16 protein-coding genes and 1 pseudogene are annotated in these 18,117 nt (G+C 59.0%); 8 read left to right on the top strand and 9 right to left on the bottom strand.

What is annotated here, in order from left to right:
- The first annotated feature begins 8 nt into the window (after positions 1 to 8).
- Together G9U53_RS26125 and G9U53_RS34260 are read left to right on the top strand one after the other, a co-directional pair.
- Positions 9 to 1,043, top strand: a complete 1,035-nt coding sequence (locus G9U53_RS26125; protein WP_165639526.1) for a hypothetical protein — start codon at positions 9 to 11, stop codon at positions 1,041 to 1,043.
- A gap of 672 nt (positions 1,044 to 1,715) precedes the next feature.
- Positions 1,716 to 2,171, top strand: coding sequence for a hypothetical protein (locus tag G9U53_RS34260; protein ID WP_165639525.1), 456 nt, complete (start codon positions 1,716 to 1,718; stop codon positions 2,169 to 2,171).
- A gap of 500 nt (positions 2,172 to 2,671) precedes the next feature.
- Here the strand turns inward: G9U53_RS34260 and G9U53_RS26115 are convergent, their stop codons facing one another.
- The 4 genes from G9U53_RS26115 to G9U53_RS33685 all read right to left on the bottom strand — a co-directional run bounded on the left by G9U53_RS26115 (position 2,672) and on the right by G9U53_RS33685 (position 6,442).
- Positions 2,672 to 3,259 (bottom strand): hypothetical protein, encoded by a 588-nt coding sequence (locus G9U53_RS26115; protein WP_165639524.1) that lies wholly within the window; start codon positions 3,257 to 3,259, stop codon positions 2,672 to 2,674.
- A 317-nt stretch (positions 3,260 to 3,576) separates the two neighbouring features.
- Positions 3,577 to 4,662, bottom strand: a complete 1,086-nt coding sequence (locus tag G9U53_RS26110) for a hypothetical protein (RefSeq protein ID WP_165639523.1) — start codon at positions 4,660 to 4,662, stop codon at positions 3,577 to 3,579.
- The gene (locus G9U53_RS26105; protein ID WP_165639522.1) at positions 4,659 to 5,270 is read right to left on the bottom strand and encodes a nucleotide pyrophosphohydrolase; all 612 of its coding nucleotides are present in this window, start codon (positions 5,268 to 5,270) and stop codon (positions 4,659 to 4,661) included. The genes G9U53_RS26110 and G9U53_RS26105 overlap by 4 nt, the downstream gene beginning before the upstream one ends.
- 716 nt (positions 5,271 to 5,986) lie before the next feature.
- Positions 5,987 to 6,442, bottom strand: coding sequence for a hypothetical protein (locus tag G9U53_RS33685; protein WP_165639313.1), 456 nt, complete (start codon positions 6,440 to 6,442; stop codon positions 5,987 to 5,989).
- Between G9U53_RS33685 and G9U53_RS33680 the strand changes: the two genes are divergently transcribed.
- From G9U53_RS33680 to G9U53_RS33670, 4 genes and pseudogenes are all read left to right on the top strand, one after another.
- A complete protein-coding gene (locus tag G9U53_RS33680) occupies positions 6,420 to 6,572 on the top strand; it encodes a DUF3761 domain-containing protein (protein ID WP_257216779.1) in 153 nt (50 codons plus the stop codon). The genes G9U53_RS33685 and G9U53_RS33680 overlap by 23 nt on opposite strands.
- 139 nt (positions 6,573 to 6,711) lie before the next feature.
- Positions 6,712 to 7,872, top strand: coding sequence for a TerD family protein (locus G9U53_RS26090; RefSeq protein ID WP_165639521.1), 1,161 nt, complete (start codon positions 6,712 to 6,714; stop codon positions 7,870 to 7,872).
- Between the two features lie 148 nt (positions 7,873 to 8,020).
- Positions 8,021 to 8,470: pseudogene (locus tag G9U53_RS33675) on the top strand (TerD family protein); the annotation flags it as partial.
- Between the two features lie 168 nt (positions 8,471 to 8,638).
- The gene (locus tag G9U53_RS33670) at positions 8,639 to 9,190 is read left to right on the top strand and encodes a Tellurium resistance (protein ID WP_347570835.1); all 552 of its coding nucleotides are present in this window, start codon (positions 8,639 to 8,641) and stop codon (positions 9,188 to 9,190) included.
- A gap of 180 nt (positions 9,191 to 9,370) precedes the next feature.
- On the opposite strand, the gene G9U53_RS26080 is transcribed toward G9U53_RS33670, so the two are convergent.
- Positions 9,371 to 9,874: an HNH endonuclease gene (locus G9U53_RS26080; RefSeq protein WP_165639519.1), complete on the bottom strand. Its 504-nt coding sequence runs from the start codon at positions 9,872 to 9,874 to the stop codon at positions 9,371 to 9,373.
- Between the two features lie 381 nt (positions 9,875 to 10,255).
- Positions 10,256 to 10,588, bottom strand: a complete 333-nt coding sequence (locus G9U53_RS26075) for a hypothetical protein (protein WP_207624599.1) — start codon at positions 10,586 to 10,588, stop codon at positions 10,256 to 10,258.
- Positions 10,589 to 10,874: 286 nt separating this feature from the next.
- Here G9U53_RS26075 and G9U53_RS26070 point away from each other — a divergent pair, with 286 nt between their 5' ends.
- Positions 10,875 to 11,582, top strand: coding sequence for a restriction endonuclease (locus G9U53_RS26070; RefSeq protein WP_165639518.1), 708 nt, complete (start codon positions 10,875 to 10,877; stop codon positions 11,580 to 11,582).
- 357 nt (positions 11,583 to 11,939) lie between these two features.
- Positions 11,940 to 12,728 (top strand): hypothetical protein, encoded by a 789-nt coding sequence (locus tag G9U53_RS26065; protein ID WP_165639517.1) that lies wholly within the window; start codon positions 11,940 to 11,942, stop codon positions 12,726 to 12,728.
- 342 nt (positions 12,729 to 13,070) lie between these two features.
- On the opposite strand, the gene G9U53_RS26060 is transcribed toward G9U53_RS26065, so the two are convergent.
- From G9U53_RS26060 to G9U53_RS26050, 3 genes are all read right to left on the bottom strand, one after another.
- Positions 13,071 to 14,099: a hypothetical protein gene (locus tag G9U53_RS26060; RefSeq protein ID WP_165639516.1), complete on the bottom strand. Its 1,029-nt coding sequence runs from the start codon at positions 14,097 to 14,099 to the stop codon at positions 13,071 to 13,073.
- 250 nt (positions 14,100 to 14,349) lie between these two features.
- The gene (locus tag G9U53_RS26055) at positions 14,350 to 15,678 is read right to left on the bottom strand and encodes a hypothetical protein (protein WP_165639515.1); all 1,329 of its coding nucleotides are present in this window, start codon (positions 15,676 to 15,678) and stop codon (positions 14,350 to 14,352) included.
- Positions 15,675 to 17,510 carry an AAA family ATPase gene (locus G9U53_RS26050; RefSeq protein WP_207624598.1) on the bottom strand — a complete coding sequence of 612 codons (1,836 nt, stop codon included), beginning with the start codon at positions 17,508 to 17,510 and terminating at the stop codon, positions 15,675 to 15,677. The genes G9U53_RS26055 and G9U53_RS26050 overlap by 4 nt, the downstream gene beginning before the upstream one ends.
- Positions 17,511 to 18,117 lie beyond the last annotated feature (607 nt).

Here is an 18,117-nt window from a genome sequence, read left to right as displayed (position 1 = left end):
ATTTCGCCGTGTCAAAATCGGATAATCGGTCGGTGCTCCCTTGGTCATTCGGCCACCAGAGATTTGGTAATGATGAGCTTCCTGATCACCTACTCAAGATTTCCAACTACCACGCCTTGGCAGCGATTTCCGAGTCAAATTCGACAGACGCCAGACGCTGGCTGAACTCCGCAGTTCATGCGGGTAGTGCGATTGAAATTCTTGCCAAGTTTTTGCTGGCTAAGGAAAATCCGACGCTGATTCTTGATATGAAGAAGGCATCCGACGTCTCGCTGCTGCATACCATCGGCCGAAGTGACGTTGGAGACACCGATGATGCGATGAACTTGCAGACTCGTGGGCCGGATTCGTGTTTCAAACTCATCGCCGCGATTTGGGGATCGACCAAGGTTAAAGAGGGTTGTGCGAGGCGAGTGCTCAATGCGCGGAACGCGGCAGTTCACCTGGGGCTCCTGGATCGGGCGCAACTCCAAGACGCGCTGGTTGAGTTCGCGGACGTGATGACGGAGATGCTACGGCTCGCAGGTCTGGATGAATCAGGCTTCTGGAAATCGAGTCGGGCAGTGGTGGATCAGTTATCGAGCGCGAGGTCTCTCCACATCAGGCTCAAGATCAAGCTTGCCGAATCTGAAAGGTACGCGGTAACGCTCGGCCCAGTCGATGAGGAGGCAGTACGATTGGACTTGCGGCGAGCGACAGACCCTGCAGTTGTAGAAGAAATGATGCCCAATTCGTCCGTGATCATGAGAATGCGGTGCCCGGTCTGCACCAGAGTTGGTCGTACATACTACTCGACATCGGAATCAGCTCCCGAAGAGGATTTTGACGGTCCACTGATGGTACAAACGGTGGCGTCCCCGGTGGGATTCCGATGTGTCACTTGCAATTTGGAGCTCAACCTGGGCGAACTGAAGCAGTTGAACCTGGCTGGTGATTTCGAGCTCGATGCACGCGAAGCGACCGACGATGAGATTGCCATGTATGACGCACATGTAGCGGATATGTATGCGCAGAATCGCATCGATTTCGAACGAGGCCGTTGATCACCGGCACTGGATGGTTCTGGACGAGCTCACAATATCTAGTTGCAGAGGCAGGTTCGAGCTCACACAGCCTGCCAAACGAGAACCGTGATCGGTTCGGTACACCCCAATCACACTGCCGTACAGGGCAGTTTACGAACTGTTCTGGATGATCGCGGAGAACAAGGAGCTGCACGGTGACACCTCGGCGGACAAGCTCGATAAGCAACGCTCGATATCTCGATATAGTGCGTTCTCCTGGGGCCGTTCTAGGTGCATCACCAAACAGGCTTTCGGCTCTTGCAGGCACCCTCGATCTGAGGAATTTGGTGCATCAACCTGCGCGAAGCCGTTGGCATCCTGAAGTCTGGATTTTGCGAGAAATTCCGACTAACAGAGGCAAGGCATGAATGATGCTACGACACTGCTGTTCTAGCTGTCAGGACTGCGGGTGGTCAGCGCGACCTGCAGTCCTGACAGGAACTGCTTGATCGATGCGGTGACTAAAGACGATACCGCCGGAGCGTGCCCGTCATGCGGGGAATTCCCCACCTCCGTCAAACAATGCGCAAGCACCACCCTGAAAGACACATCGTAAGGTCATTCCTTCGGTGACGGCGGAGACGGGTATTGCGTCGTCCACGGCGCTGTCAGGTGTGTCGAGATAGTGGCCCAGCACGGTCGTTCCAGAGCATGCCCGCGTTCGCGCGCAGCGGTAGCCATCGAGCGTTGCGATTCGACGAACTGGCGCAGTTCTTTCGAGTAGAACGCGCTCTGTGGTTCCTGCTGTGGCCGGTTTCATTGATGATCTTCGTCTCCGACTCCGAGAGTTGGTTCCATTTGTTTGGGTGCGGGTCGACGTCCGGCGTCCACCACATCTGCGCATGCACCGGTATGCCGTCATTACCCAACTCCACGCCGAGACAGGGGACGGACGTGTCGATTTCGCCGCCGACCTGGGGAGTCGCCCCACATTATCACCGCGCCGTCCTGCGAGAGATTGCCGAGCGAGATGCGGCGCCGAAGTTGTTGCGTGCGTTGACCTCTACCGGATCGACGCGACGATCATCACAACGGGCGGCGATCTTTCACAACAACACCTGGGCGAACCTGCGCGAGTCAGCTGCGCGACCGGTGACTGCAAAATGAACCGTCGAAATCTCCTCCAAATCCAGCGCGAGACCGCACGCGAGTCCCGGAGTCTGCCAGCAAGACGACTGTGCGACTGCGGTACTCGAACCGGGCGCCGCACGAATGCCGACACGCTCGTATGAATTCTTTGCAGAACCGGGTCATACAAGGACAACGTCAGAGCCTGGGCTCTGGATCAGAGGGCCCGCTAGCGACCCGAGGGACCAGTCCTGGCGGCGTCTCGTCTGCAGGTGCACGGCGAAACGCCTACTGGATGGCGGTACTCAGACCGTCGAGTTCGGCGTGCACGTCAACAGCAGCCCAGATCTGGGTGCGCATGATCTCCGAAAGGGCCTCGAGCGCGCCGAACGCAGTAGCCGACCGAGCGCACGGTACGTGTTGGCGTCGGTGGTGCCAGTAATCTGCTGAGCAGTATCGGCACTGGTGATCAGTGTATCGAGCAAGGCATTGATGGTAGTCCGGTTCGCGGAATTGCTACGCGGACGAGCAGTTCCCCGTCAATGTTCAGGAAGCTCCAGCAACGCATAAGCCGACCCCTTCGCTGCCTCGCTGGAGCCAATCGCAACACCAGCGAGTACTTGACGGCGTCGCCGGCCGGATAGTTGGTCAGGTGATCGAAGTAGCGGCGGGTGTCGGCGAGCATCACCGACACCAATAGCACCGTCACCCGACGAGTCAGACCCTGACCGCGTCTGTCGCATTCCCCTTGTATCAACGATCACAAGTTCGGGATCCATCTTGAACTCAAGGGACGTGAGGAGTTCGACGAGGTTGTCGCTCTTATCCTGGTCGAGAACGGTGAACCCCTGGATGCTGTTGTTCGGTTTGTATCCGACCACAGCATTGCTCTGCGGAACCTCGATGATGAGCTGTCGAACGCTGTCGATCGCGTACATCAACTCCCAGGTTTCCCCTTTTTGTTGCGCTTCCACAGTTTTTCGGCGATCGTCTCGCTCCGAAACACGTGGCGAATACGCCCAGCCGAGAAGATCGTCTTGTCCTTGGCGAACAACACCAGATCGCCGGCCTGAAGCCTGGCGTGCTTTTTCACGTTGCCGCCGTTTTTGGCCCGAGTGGTGCCCCATACCTGCAAATGCCCTGCTGGGAACGCCGCCCGCAGCATCGCGAGATCCGGAGACGCAAGCCCTCAAATCTTTCGAGCGCAACGAAGTTGGTGACCGTGTCCTCGTAGTGCTTCTGAGACTCCTTGTTGCCTGCGGGTTGCAGCAGGATCAATGTCATCGATCATTTTCCCTTCGAACGCACTATATTTCGCAGATTAGCTACCCGGCGTCTTCCGCCGCGCACTGTGCGTGGTCCGACTCCCCCGACGTGACGAGCCTGTCGTGTATCCGCCGAAATATCCCCGATTCGCGTGACGACGCTGTCTTCCCGGGCCTCCCTACAGAGCGCCGACCGGTCCGGACGGTTGCCACACCGCTTTCATCGCCGACACCCGGGACTCAGGCGGGGCGATAGTGGCGAAACCGCCTTGGCTGTCACGAAAGGCGCACCCGATCCCGTAGTTGCCGAGCCAGTGGATGTCGCGTGCACTCGGTGCACTCTCGAACAACGCTGTCAGCGCGTCGACCTCGGTGGTGGCGTGGATGACGTAGTCGAGGAGCTGCGCCAACGCTTCCCGCACTTTGGCGTGTGAGGCGGAGCTTTTCGCTTCGACAATCTCCGCGGCACCGCCCTCGGCAATGGTGTCAGGGAGCAGGTAGATGTCGGAGAATCCCACTACCGATTTCAGGCGCTGCTGACTACGTCGGTCACCACTGGCGCTGAGGAAGTTCTTGTAGTCGACGACGAGTCGCGCCTCCGCGCGATCGGCCACGAATGTGCGGGCTGGGGATGATCCGGTGGCGGAATTGGTGTGGTGGGCTTCCGCCCCGACAATCGCGCCCTGGTCCCACAACGGGGCATCGGGGATCCCGGCGGCTGCGAGTTCAGCGGTAGCGGCGTATTCGGTGGCCGTTTCGATCAGCAGACCGTCGAGGATCCGCGCTGCCCGATCATTGTCGTAGAGCCGGGCGCCCATGTAGTTGTCTCCGCCCTTGGAGTTCGGGGCGTCGGTCAACCTACGGAGATCGGTGTAAGGGATTTCGGTTTCTTGAAAGCTGATCAGCGAGTACACATTCAGGTAAGGACCGTGTGTCTCCTGTGGCGGCCACATCGCGTTGCCTGCGTCCGGATTGCGGAAGCTCAGTCCGACCTCTCCGATCGCCTTGACATGATTTTGTCCGGTGAACAGAACAACATCGCCGTGCTTCAATCGCGACATGATCTTGTCCTGATTGCGCGGGGTCGCCCAAAATCGAGCCGACCCTTCCGGGTGCACAGTGAGCAGGTGCTCGTACTCCGCGACAGACAGCGCATCACGGAGCGCGCCGTTGTCGAATGGAAACGGCTGCGCCAGCGTCTTGCTGTAGTTCTTCCGTGCCTGCGGGTTACCGAAGGACGGTTGGATCAACACACTCGTGCTCACTCGCCCGCCCCGGGCAGTTCGGTGTACTTGCGGCTCGATCCCCGGCTCGACGCGACCGGATAGCGGCGTTCGTTGGCGTCGATCTTGGCGACCGCAGCGGCGGCGACATCGATACCGAGAAGACCCGCAGTAGTGTTGAGGGCGGTCCAGACACGCTCCAACCGGTTACCCAATTCAGCTCTGTCGATCCGCGACGGGAGGGCGTGCGATGCGCCGTCTTCCCATTGGAAGACTTCGAGCAACAGACCCACTGCCCCACTGAGCCGGCACACCGCGCGTGCGAGACCGAGGGAAGCGGCGGCCGAACTATCGACCGGCGCACCGTGTCCCACCGTCTGCGGGAAGCTGCCGGGTGGGTTGATCTGCACCACGTCGTAGAGGCGGAGCAGGTAGAGGGCGACGTCGGCGACCTCATGGCGCACGCTCTCGAGACCCCCGGGGGTGAGAGGTGGAGGCGTCTCGAGGAAAAGCGGTTCGATCTCGGCACATAGTTCTCCGACTTCACCGCCCAACGCCATGGACAGGTTCTTCGGCGAATGGAACTGTTCCCAGTCACGTGCCTGCGCGAAGGCCCGTTGCCGGACGATTACTTCCTCGACGGTTGTCACGAGTGCTTACCCTAGCGACATTCACCGACACGCAAGGCATGAGATTGCGGGGCAGGGTTGACGGCGTGATGGTGCCGCACAGTTACAGGTCACTCCCCTACCCGTGTATCTCGTCGGGCGCAGTCAGCGCCGGCCTGATGCAAGTTCAGCTGCAGTCTCTCTTTCTGTGAATTCCCGCAGTGGTCGTGAGAGACGGACGGCGACAACGGCCGTGCAGCAGCGAAACTCGCACTGCCGGGGTAGCAGCGGAACTCGCACTCGATGCATTCGAAGGCACTCGTCTTAGGACTGCAGAGGTGGTGGTGACGAATTGTTCCACCCCTCACTGGCCGTTGAGCAAAATGAGTAGCAAGTTGCTGTCGCGCATTGCAATTGGAGGCGAATTGTAGTGATCGTCGGCCGTCAGCATGACATGCTGACGGTGTCACCGAGATGAATTGGGTCGTCCACGCTTCGGGTTCCGACGCAGAGGCGGTCAACCGCAGCTTCGGTGGCCGAACCCTCGCAGTGCGCAACCCCACCCCGCATCGCTGCGAAGCCCGTACGGCAGCATTATCCAAAAAAGGGACGTCGGTCACATTCCACTCAAATCGCCATGGTTGAATCTTCAAAAATATTGCTTTGGAATTGCTGACTCTGGGAGAAATCGTGGCCACGTTATTGGTGTTCGTGGGTTTGATCGCGCTTGTCGTCGGCGTGATCGCGCTGCTACGCGGTCACATCGGTGGGGCTCGAATCCCGAACCGTCGAACTGCCGTCATTGTCAGTCTCGTCGCGTTCGGTGTGATGCTGACCGGCGGCGCACTTGCACCCGCCACACCAGCCCCGACTTCCGACCGAATTCTCACCACGTCGACGTCCGCTCCCGCACCGACCAGCTCTTCGACTACAGCAGCCCGAACAACGACAACCACCACGCCGACCGCAACACCGGCCAGCCTGACAACGACAACGCCTCCCCCGCCGCCGCTTACGACGACACTCGAGCCGACCCCAACTCTCGCCCCGATGACACCGACCGAGGTAGCGATTGCTCCTTTCGTGCCGCCCGCCGCAGTACCGGAGTACACGCCACCCCAGCCGCCGTCGAGAGGCACGACCGGGGGCGGAAATTCCGGAGGCGGTGGGGGCGAATGCGCCGGCGGATACATCAACACCGCGGGCAACTGCATTCCCTCGCCACGGCAGGCACCCTCAGCGCCCTCAGGTGCCACCGCGAAATGTAGTGACGGAACCTACAGTTTCAGCCAAAGCCGGCGAGGTACCTGCTCGGGTCACGGGGGCGTTGCCAGCTGGCTCTAGCCAGCATGTAGCCCGGCAGTCTGCGCATCGCCGTGGCGGTACACCTCGGCAGACCATCGAATTCCACCCGCGGATGCGCGGGAGACCAACCCACTAGCACCTGAAAGGTAGCGCCGAAACGGATTCGGCCACCACAACAATGGCGACACTCGCGCGCGGAGAAAACACGACACTCCCCCACCAGAGGATCACCGTCACCGCATCAGGGGTCGCCGCCGGCACAGTGGATCTGTTGGTGTTTCAGCTCGGAATGAACGAGAAGGTGCGCTCCAACGAGGACCTGATCTTCTTCAACTCCCCTGCATCTCCTGAGGGTGCAGTTGCGCTCAGCGGTGACCGAGTCGACATCAACCTCCAACAGGTGCCCGCGGTGGTGCAGTTCCTCCGTGTTGCGGTCTCACTGGATGATTCTGTGACCGGGAGCCTCGCCACGATCGCAGGACTCGGTGTCACCCTCACCGATCCCTCGGGAACGCACATAGTCGCCACTGCATCGGGTTTGAGTACTGAACGCGCCGCGGTGCTACTGGAAATTTATCGCCGCAACGGCGCCTGGAAAGTCCGGAACATCTCCGCCGGCTGGGATACGGGATTGGCCGCGCTCGTCACCGAGCATGGCGTCACCGTCGACGAGGCCCCCGCCAAGACAGTCCCGGTACCGGTGAACACGAAAAAGAACACGAGCGGATCCGCTCAGGGTCGGCCGTTGGGTACGGTGCCTCGGATCCACAGCGCAGTACCGGCTGAAGCAGCCGTGCTCACCGTGTACCCGGTAAAGAAAGAGTTCGTCGTCAACCGCGGCGACACGGAATCGCGCTACAACGTCCCCGAGGGCTTCGAGATACTTCACCTCGACCTTGAGCAGATGTTCGACGTCGCGTTGACCAATACCGGAATCGAAGCTGAAAATACTTGGTGGGAACTCGGATTCGACCCTGCCGACGAAATCAACGAATACACCGCTCGCCGTATGACCTTCACCGTCCGACCCGGTCACACCCGTCCGCCTCACGGAATCCGGATGGTGTTCGAGGAACGTGGAATGAAGACTCAGTACGGTCATCGTCCCGATCTGGACTGGCCTGAATGGAGAGGTGGCGTCGGCAGCGGCCCGTGTGAGCTGAAAGAGCTGATCTTCCATATCGGGATGGCCACTACGAAAGCAGTCAAGGACGGTTACCAGTTCGACGGGCCGTGGATGTTCCGCATCATCGACGACCCCGACAAGGGGAAGTGCCTCGAAAGTTTCTGCGCAGCGACATGGATCAAACCGAAGCGGTGGCACGTAGCGCCGAGCTGAGCAATCCCGGCTGACAACCCAGATCGCCCGCTGTCATTTTCGGCTAGCCCCCTTCTGCATCCACCGGCGCGAAACATCGAGCCACCCAGACACACCCGAAATTCCATCAACTCAGGCCAAACAGGCGACGACCGCTCCAGGAGAGAATATGACTTCACTTACTCGCGGCCAGAACACACTACTGAACTCGCCGCAGCTCACGGTCAACGTCACCGGCGTCACCCCCGGCACGGTCGACCTCATGGTCTTCCAGGTGACAGCGACAGGAAAAGTACGAAACGACCACGATTTCGTCTTCTTCAATCAACCGGCATCCCCCGAAGGGGCAGTCCAACTCACCGGCCCGAGCACGGTCACCATCGATGTCACCAGAGTGCCCTCCAACATCAACACACTGCGCTTTGCAGTGAGCATGGATGACTCTGCGCCAGGCTCCCTTGCTGGCATTCGCGGCCTCGGTGCCACGCTGGGCGAGGTAGCGGCACCAGCGCTGGGCCTGAGTACCGAGCGTGCCGCGATCTTGGCCGAGATCTATCGGCGCGGTGATCAGTGGAAGATCCGCAACGTCTCGGCCGGATGGGACAGCGGCCTCAAAGGGCTTGTTACCGAACACGGTGTCGCGGTGGACGATGCACCGAACTCTCCTCCCGTCCGTCGAACCAAGCCCGCTTCGTCTGCGATTGTTTCCCCGCCGCCTGCCGCACCACCCGTTCCTCAGCAGCGCGTCCAGCTCAGCAAGATCACCCTGACAAAAACCACCCCCACCGTGTCCCTCGCCAAAGGCGATCAGAGCGCAACCATGCGGATCAATCTCAACTGGACCCGCGGACGTCGTAGTCTCTTCGGTGGCGGCGGTGCAGTCGACCTCGATCTCGCCTGCCTCTACCAACTCAAAGACGGGTCCAAGGGTGTCATCCAGGCCCTCGGCAAGTCATTCGGCAACCTCAACTACCCGCCGTACATCGCGCTCGATGGCGATGACCGGTCAGGTAACACCGCAGGCGGCGAGAACCTCCACATAAACCTCGCTCACCTGAGCGAATTCAAGCGCATCCTGATCTTCGCCTACATCTACGACGGGACCCCGAACTGGTCAACAGCCGACGGAGTTGTCACCTTGTACCCGCCACACGGTCCCGAAGTGGAAGTTCGATTGGACTCTCACAACAACCGCGCGCGTTCCTGCGCCATCGCTTTGCTCAAGAACGAGAAGAACGAACTGACGGTCACACGAGAAGTGCGCTACATCAACGGGACTCAATCCGAGGTCTCGAAGCCCTACCGCTGGGGATTGAAGTGGAGCGCCGGTAGAAAGTAGCTCCAAGACTTGTATTGCGCCCCATCGCGGTCGTCGCTCCTATCCGCCGTGCGATGCCAACTCCTCAGCGTGTGCGAAACTCGACGATGGAGCGGCTGCATAGTACGCCGTCGATATGAGTGAGATGCGGTTCGAGCAGACCTATTGCATAGACCTCTTCACGGGGATCCCCGCACCCGGTTATGCAGGAGCTCGCCATTCCTGCCAGTGTCGCTGCAACCACACCGTCTGCTTCTTGGTCATCGGAATAGTCAGAGACGCCCCGTGCAGTGAATCGTAGAGCGGGTACTTACGGATTTCTTCAGCCACGTCGACCGTCCCGAGTTCATTCACTGCGATGAGCCCGTGGTCGAACAGTCGGTGCAGGTCGCGGCGCAGCAATAGCCCTCCCTCGTTGTCGTGGACGCCGATTTCGGCGTAGCTGTAGAGGTGGCATGCTTCGAGTGCCGCTTCCGGCGAGGGCCCGGTGAAGGCGCAGTTCGCGCCGTAGCGGCGGAGCAGTTCAGCGCGGAATGCCGGTTGTCCGAGACGAACGCGCACAGGGCGAGTGGTGTGACCGCCGGCAAGTTGTGTGCTCGTCGCCTCGACGATCGTCAGTGGCTGTCCGGGCGTCGATTCCTTGATCGCTGCTGCGAAGTCGTCCCACCGAAGTTCTCGAATGCTGTTCTGCGAGTACGATTTCACGCACAACGCTCGAAGTTGCTTCGCATCGAGTGCGCCGGCAAGGTCGACCCAACCTTGGTCGTGTGTCGTGCGGAAAGTTTTGACAGTCGAGTCGGTGAAAGTCGGGGTCGGGAATTCATGTCCGCAGTCGTAGCAACGAAACCGCGGCTGAATGGTTTTCCGTTCCAGATAGTTGGTGGTGGCGCATTCCGGGCAGCGGCCGATGGGTTTGTTCTTCTCGCCGTGGTCGATTCGTTCGATGACGGATGCGCCGATGAGGTCTACTTGATCCCAGACGACGATGATGTCACCGGGCGATACTTGGCGTGAGTTGGCGACGTTACTGTCCCAGCTGTAGTGGCTAGCAGCGTCATCGTCGTACTTTTCCCCTCCGCCGAGTCGTCAGTATTCGGTTTTCGTCATCACCAGCCACGCCCGACGCGGAGCGGTATTCGATTTCTGGGTGGAGGCGAATGCGAATCCGAGTGCCTCGAGAGTCCGCACGACCGTCGCTTGGCCGCCGGAGAACTGCGCTGCGTCCAAAACCTTCCCGGTTGCGTAGCCGTGAGCGACGCCGACAATCGCTTTCGAATCGTATTTTCGCTCTTCGTATTGGATCTTGTAGAGACGAGCAGGAGCGAAACCGTGCTTGGCGAGGAACTGTTCGTGACCCAGCTCGTCGCACTCGCCAATAGCCTTGAGAACCGATTCACGTGTCACGTCAGCGAGGGTCACGGCGAAACCATATCGCCATCCACCGACATCACATCCGGTGGATGGCACGCACTTCGAACTCTCCCGAGCTTCTCTCCCGGCAGAAGATACCCGCGCATCTAGACAAGCTAGTCGCGCGGAGATAGGGCTGGCTGACAAAAACCAGTGACAACTTGAAACCTCCGTTTTCAGACGTTCCTCCGAACGCAATTCCGCGGGGAGTACTGGCCACGCGATCACAGACCAGTCCGGATTTCCAGCTGCAATAGTTCACCCACGTAACCTCAACTTTCTTGGAGAAGTAGCCGTGCAGTACATAACGACACCGCAAGAGGCTGAAGCGAACGCGGCCCTACGGATGCGTAAGCTCGGATTCACCGACGCCCGAGTATCCGCGGGCGGCGCCGACGGCGGAATCGACGTCCGCTCATCGGCTGCCCTGGCTCAGGTGAAATGGCGAGGAGGCATGGTCGGTCGCCCCGAACTCCAAGCGCTGTTCGGAGCCCGTGGCTCCGACTTCTCGAAGCAGTTGCTGTTCTTCGCTGCATCGGGCTATTCGCAGCACGCAGTCGAATACGCCGATCACTCACAGATTGCCCTGTTCGTCTACGAACCGACGGGGACGCTCGTGCCGAAGAATCAGCACGCTACCCGAATCCTGCATGGCGGACACCACAGCGTCGTCGGACAGGCTCCCCGGAACGAGCCGCCCTCCATTCCAGCACCAGCGTCGAACCCGAACCAGGGATTTTGGCCCCGGGTGGCGTGGCCGTTCTTGAAAACGCACTGGCGCATCATCGGAGCAGTCGTCTTCACGATCGGAATTTTCTCGAGTATCTCGAGCGTCATTTCGCCACAGGCGGGACAGACAAGCGCGGACGGCGTAGCCGCGCTGACCATGTGTCTTCTCGGCTCACCGCTTTTCTGGTGGCTGTACGTGACAGATCGCGCACGGAAGATATCCGAGAAACAACTGGGCAGCGGTCGTGACGACACCACAACGACCGGTCGATAGAGCGTAGAAGCGCAGCACGGCGACATCGAGAGTCCTGCAGTCCTCGATGCAGGTCCAACCATTGAATCGTCAGAAGACGCGGAGCCGGTCCGATCAGGCGCCTGCAACCTTCGACTACATCGAAATCTTGGACTTCGAATACGACATCGGCGGATCCACTATCTGGTGGCGATCGAATGGGGCACCGATCACACCGTTCGTTAATACCTCTGCGCAACACATCAGACATGGGATTAATCGATGGCGTCAACGTACGGTAAATACCCGATAAGGTGGCCTTTCCGTCGACGAGTGAATACTTCGTGTGCATCGCTGGTGCGAGTCGCAATTAGTCGTTGATATCGAAGGATTGAGGAGATGACTGTGAAGCGTTCCGCGGTGGGTACGGTCGGTGCAGTGTTTGCGGTCGCAGTCGTGGCGTTGGGAATGCCGACCAGCGCAGTTGCCGATGACCAGATCCTGGAACCCGGAATGCCATGCCCTGCGCCGGTTGTCGATTGCGGCGGTGGGGAACCCGATCCGTGGGAGCCGCTGCTCACGTTCGAGGGTCACTTCTACTTTGTGCACCCGGACTTTCCTGGTGGGCAATATGTCGCGACTGAACGACCGGACAAAGATGAGCGTTGCACCTGGAGTCGTTACGACGATGCCGGACTTGTGGAGTCGCACAGTTCGTATCGAGACAGTCATGTGGTCAACTTGACTGTAGGGGACGCGGCGATGTCGTCTACGAACTGTGGTGTCTGGACGTTGGTTGATCCACCTCAGCCCACGATCCCATCATCGGTCGGCGCGGGAATGGTCCCCAATCCTGCCGTGGTGTTGCCCGCAGATTCGATTGAGACATACAACTTTTCAATGAACAGAGGGCCGCGAGGCGTATATGTATCCTCCGGGCGACCTGATGTGAACAGCGTCTGCCAATGGGAGACTATGACCTACCCGATGGGTACCAAAGACAATATTGTAGAGCGACATTCGGTCCGCCAAGATCGAATTGTCGTGGACACTACCGATGAGAAGATCTGGTACTTCCGCTCGTCGAATTGTGGAACCTGGACACTTCTAGAACCCAAACAACAGGAACTACCGTCCGACAACTCAAGTACGTCTGCTGGTTCGCTGGCTTCACTGTTCGGTTCCTAGCTGATCGAGACTCCCATACACTTCGATCAACGAGAATTTGTGGTACATACTGAACGAATTTCGTTATTTGGCAACACTTTACGACGTTTACAAAACTATGTATGACGACGATGATGCGTCCAACGAAGCATCAACCACATCATTGACACACTCCGAACGTTGTCGACCCCATCTACCCCGCACAGCACCAGCTCCTTTGCATCTCAATCCAAGGCACAAAGCAGCTGGTCGCTACCGCAATCAAATCTGAAAGTGCCTATACATGAAGGAAATTCACTTCCGGATCAGGCCGAGCTTTGTCGATCTGATCCGCCGCTATCCCGCACCAACGTTATTCACGTTTCAAGTGTCAGCACCAACGATGCTCAATTTGTTCTTGTAGGTCGTCCGCCAGTGCCAATCGAAGTAGAGACGGCTCCCTTTGCGCGACACCCATTTTTCGCAGCGTCGACCCTTGATCAGCATTCGTACATAGTCTTCTTCCGGGCCGCCCGCCCGCGTGGTGGGACTGATCACGATGTGGCCGTTGGCATTGACTCCGAGGTCTCCGGATTCGTAGAGAGCGTCGCAGCCGAAGACGCACGCGATCATAGCGATGCTGTCCACGTCTAGGCGTTCGGCCTCGGTACAGGCTGAGCGTTTCTTGATATGGGCGGCTCGGAGGAATTCGCGGGCGAACTCACGACCGCACATATCGCAGGTCCCGGTGTCGCCGGGGATCAATGATGCTCGAAGGTACTTCTGCTCTTGCCGGAACACTGCGGTGTAGGCGCGGTCTGTTGCAGCGATGCCTGCGTGGACCGCCGCCGTATAGCCGGCTTGGTCGATCGCAGGAGTCCGTTCTGCGTCCTCGACTCCTAGGTAGTCGAGCAGTCCAGCGCTCTGCTGTTCGGTAAGGACGTCGAAGGCGCGTTGGCTGGTGTTCCTCCAGTCGGGCTTGGTTCGGATGAAGGGGATCAGTTCCTGGTACGGCACGTTGATAGCCCGGATGTCGTCGATGAAGTACAGGTACTTGAATGGTTCTCCCTTGTCGAGGGACCACAGTGCGCCTGCGAGATCTCCGTTCTCGACGGTGTAGGTGATCGTGGCCAGTGCAGTGAACGATTTGTTCTGCCCGCCTGTGTAGAAAAGGACTTTCGCGCCGTATGACAGCTGATTCCAACGATTAAACTTCCGCTGGCTTTCCCCGGGGCTCACCCCCCAGAGCCTTGCTTCGCCGGCGGGGTACAGCTTCTGGAGTATCGCCATCTGCTCAGCCGGGATATGCGAGCTGTAGGCCGAGAGGTTGATCGGATGCACCACCGTCTTGAGGTAGTGCGTGACGGCCTCCTTTGTGTTCGGGGTCGCCGGCTGCAATGCCACCAAAGTCATCTACGTCCTCCTCCTGCGCGCCACAATTGTGCAGTGTTCACGATTACGGTCCGTGGCAGCCGCAATCTGGCCTCGATTGATCTACTGTTTCACGCGCTTTAACGCGCCGCATTTCCGGATAGTTGGATTCCGGCCAGTGGCTTTCGGACTCTGCGCCAATTCTGACTCCGGCCGCATAGACTTTGCCCACCTTACGATTTCGTGCAAGCTATATCGCGAACGATGACCCGAGCGAACGCTGCGACGCGACCTACCGACGGGACTGCCCGAAATCAGCGTGCACTCCAGCTGGCAGTATTTCTGTAAACCGTGCGATACAGGCAACTTCGTCGATCGGTAAACGTAGGAACTCTGCCGTACCTCCCGCATCCCACTGCAAACTCCACGGTCCACCAGCCTCGGCGCTCGACATTGCTGATTCGGGAAGTAGTGGATAGGCGAGGATCCCTCGCGGCCGGACCACTCGACCAGAATAGGAAGCCAGGTAGCTGGTGAGCTGATACAAGTCTTCACGATTCACCGGGAATGGGTCGGCCAGCCGCTTGTACTTAGCATCGATGATCGCGTCAGGTTGTGCGAGGTCACCGACGATGAAGTCCGGCAACAGCCGACCCATCGGGCGCGCTCCGCTTGCGGAATGAAGCAGATGACTCGATGTCTCTGCCGTTGTTCCGTGTGTGACGTGGCGCCCTTGCACTGCGCCGCGAATACAGTGCAGCAGGAACAGCTCCCAGAGTTCCGCTACGTCGAGCAGAACACCATCGTGACTATCTGCCGAGCTGTCACCGTGCGGTCCCCTGTTCTTCGCGATCATCCACGACAGATCTGCAACTGCTTTGTACGGCAGCGTTATCGGGGTGTACCGAACCGAGCGCAGTTCCCGCCTGGACGGCAGAACGGGACGCGGACCTGTCTCGGCACGAAAGTGCGGAATCAATTCCTCAATGCGTGCGCCTCGCCACCCGGCACGCTGGATGCGAGCGTTCAGCACCCTGTCGGCCAACACGATCGCCCGGGTCACGGGATTGTCGACCACTTTCGGTTGGGTGATCGAGGCCAGGTTGGGGCTTCGCTTCATGCGCAGCGGCAATGTTCCCACCACATCGAGTCGACCCCGTACGGTCGGCCCCTCGTGGCGGCGGGTGGTGCGGATTGCCGGCATTCCGTGCCTTGACGCATCCACCAGCGCGCGGCGCCACGCTGCGGCTTGCAGTTCAGCGATCAGGAACGAGACCCCGTTCTTACCTGCAGCGCGCGGAACGATTTTCAGGTTCAGTGCCGCACTTGCCCAGGCTGAGATGACGGGGAAACCGAGACGTGGACGGATCTCCAAGATCCGGTCACCGCGACGGATTTCCCCGATATAGCGGCCCGCCCGCCATGTCCCGTCCGTTTGGCGAGTCAGTACAGGTTCGGCCTGATCGTCATGCTTTGCGAAGGAGGACTTCATCGGGACCACCAGCGTGGAAGCATCAAGTTCTGCGACCAAAGCTGCGAGCCACTTGTCGTCGTCATTCCTCAATCTCCCGGTGCCGGGAACCTGGCCACCGAGGTCCTGGAAGACAATTCGGCGGGTCATCGTTTCAGGAACGATGATTCCAGCGCCGACAATGAGCTCTCCCGATCATCGGTTCCTGAAAGATATTGTTCGAGAAGTGGTTTCAACGAACGGTCCCAGAGATCTCTCAGTGGCGCCCTCACATGCCCGGCCGGAGACCACAGATATGTGCCCGATTGTGGGCGGGAGCGGCCAGTGCTGAGCCACCGTTCGAGGAAGAACGTGATGTCCGCGAAGTACGTATGCCCGATCTGGTACGCACGGCCAAGTTCGTCCATGTGGAAGATCGCATCGTTGAGTTCCTGTGCCCGGTCGGCAAAGATCTCGATCTGCCCCATCGCGTGTTCGATCGAATACCGCTCCGGCACATCTTCGTCCCACCTGTGCCGGACGATCTCGAGCAGTGTGTCGCGCTCGAAGGGGCACTCCCTCCACAGGAATCGTCGGCGCAAAGCGAAATCGAGGGTTTCGACGGATTGGTCGATCTCGTTCATGGTGCCGATGATGTACAAATTGCTAGGCATCGCCAACGTGGTGGGCCCCTCACCATTGTTGATGCCAGGCAAGGTGACGGAGAAATCTCTCTTGTCCCGTTCGAGGAGAGAGAATGCCTCACCGAGCATTGCGGACAGGTCCGTCCTGTTGATCTCGTCGAGAACGAGCACGAATGGGAGCGGAGTCAGCCCATCGGGCAGATCCTGGCTCGCTATCCTCTCAATGAGATTCGGCAGAAGTCCTGGCTGGTAGCGAGTCTCCTCCTTCTCCAATCGGAGGCCGCGAATGAACTCGGCGTAGCCATATCCCGGATGAAGTTGAACCCACTCGACGTGATCTACAACGAGACGATCGAGTAAGTCTTTGTTGTCGAAGAACTTTCGAGGTCCCCAGCTTCGGAGAGCCTCCCTCAGGATCAGTGTCTTCGACAGCTCACGCGCAGTGAAAGTTTTACTGGTACCGGGAGGGCCGTACAGGATGAGTTGTTTCTTCCATTCGAGGGACTCGATGTCGCTGGTTCCCTCGCCTTCGCCGCCTGTTCGGGACTGCCAAACCCCTTGCAGCGGAGGATGGTAGAAATCGATGCTGCCGTCGATGTTCCCTCCGACGAGGAAATCGTCCTCCAAGGCGGTGCGGATCGCGAGTAGCTTGCGATCTGTCGACCAGTCGTCAGGCACTTCCCCATCGAGAAGCTGGGAGAACGCGTCCGCGATCTCGCGTTTGTGGGTACCAGAAGCGATTCGCTCGAACGAATCGGGATGGAGAAGGTGCAGCAGGATGTGCATCATCTCCCGCTGATTCTGACTCGGCGCCTCTCGCACGAAATCTTCGAGGGCCCAAGGATCGGAGAGCAGTCCTGTGCGATCCTCCACCGAGAGCTTCTTCAACCGGATCACGAAGTCGATAAGAAATCCGAGCTGGAGATCACGCCGCGTATTGAACCCGATACCTGGGTGTCCAATCACCGAAGACATTGCCAGGTACGGCACAGAGTCCCCATCGAGGGTGTATTCGGAATCCGCCAACGTCTTTTCGATGATGTCGACTTTGCCTCGGCGACTCACTGAACTGGTGAAAAGGAAGTGGACCAGAAGCAATTCGGCTGCGAACAGTCTCAGTTCCGGCGAAGCTCCCTCGAGCTGGACCTCGAACTTGCTGGCGAACGTCCCTCCCCCGTCTGAACCAACAATCGGATTATCGGTGAACCGCGTCGCCAAATCCGCCGCGATGCCGGAGGTCCATATCGCAGTTTCCTCAGACTGAGTCAATGAACCGTCTGCGATGAGGCACTTCGTCCGCCACAACTCGACCGTCTCATCGATGACCTGCCGCGATACGTCTCCCTTGAAACGACCCATACCTGTCCTATCGTCAGCGAATCATGTCCGCATTGGAAACCACAGAGCACATGCATTCCCCCGCCGAACCACCGTGAAGAACGGTAGGCGCCGTGAATGGAACTACCTTGGCAGACTGCACCGACAGATTGACGACGAACGGAGCATTTACGCGGATAGGCAGCAACGAGACAGTATTCGTGAACCTCGGAAGCTGTCCGACACAATTGGCCCACTTGGAACGAAGCGCGAGCGACGAGCAATAAATGCAACCCTGAAGATTGATCTGGTACCCCGGTTCGGATGGCACCTGCACTTGAAGTACTCACACATTGCATCACCGCTAGGAAGAATCCTGTATCCCGTTATCACAGAAAGGATTCAAACCCGGCTAGGATTATCGCAGTTGACACGGCAATCGGCGTGAACCAGCATCGTCACACACCCCGGTTCGTGTGCTCACCCCAGAGGAAGCAGGAGCCAACCACTGCGTCGCACAGCGGTCGATCGCATCAATGCCGACGGCGGTGAGCTCCGAAAATTCGAGCGCCTCGAAGTTATGTTCAAGGCGCCACACGCGGCTGGCTTAGACCGGTGTCCTCAGTGTCTGAGACCGCCGCTGTACCCA

The organism is Rhodococcus sp. D-46, assembly GCF_011290655.1.
In the GTDB taxonomy this organism is placed as follows: Bacteria; Actinomycetota; Actinomycetes; order Mycobacteriales; family Mycobacteriaceae; genus Rhodococcus_F; species Rhodococcus_F qingshengii.
This window is presented reverse-complemented; position numbering and strand designations above follow the sequence as displayed.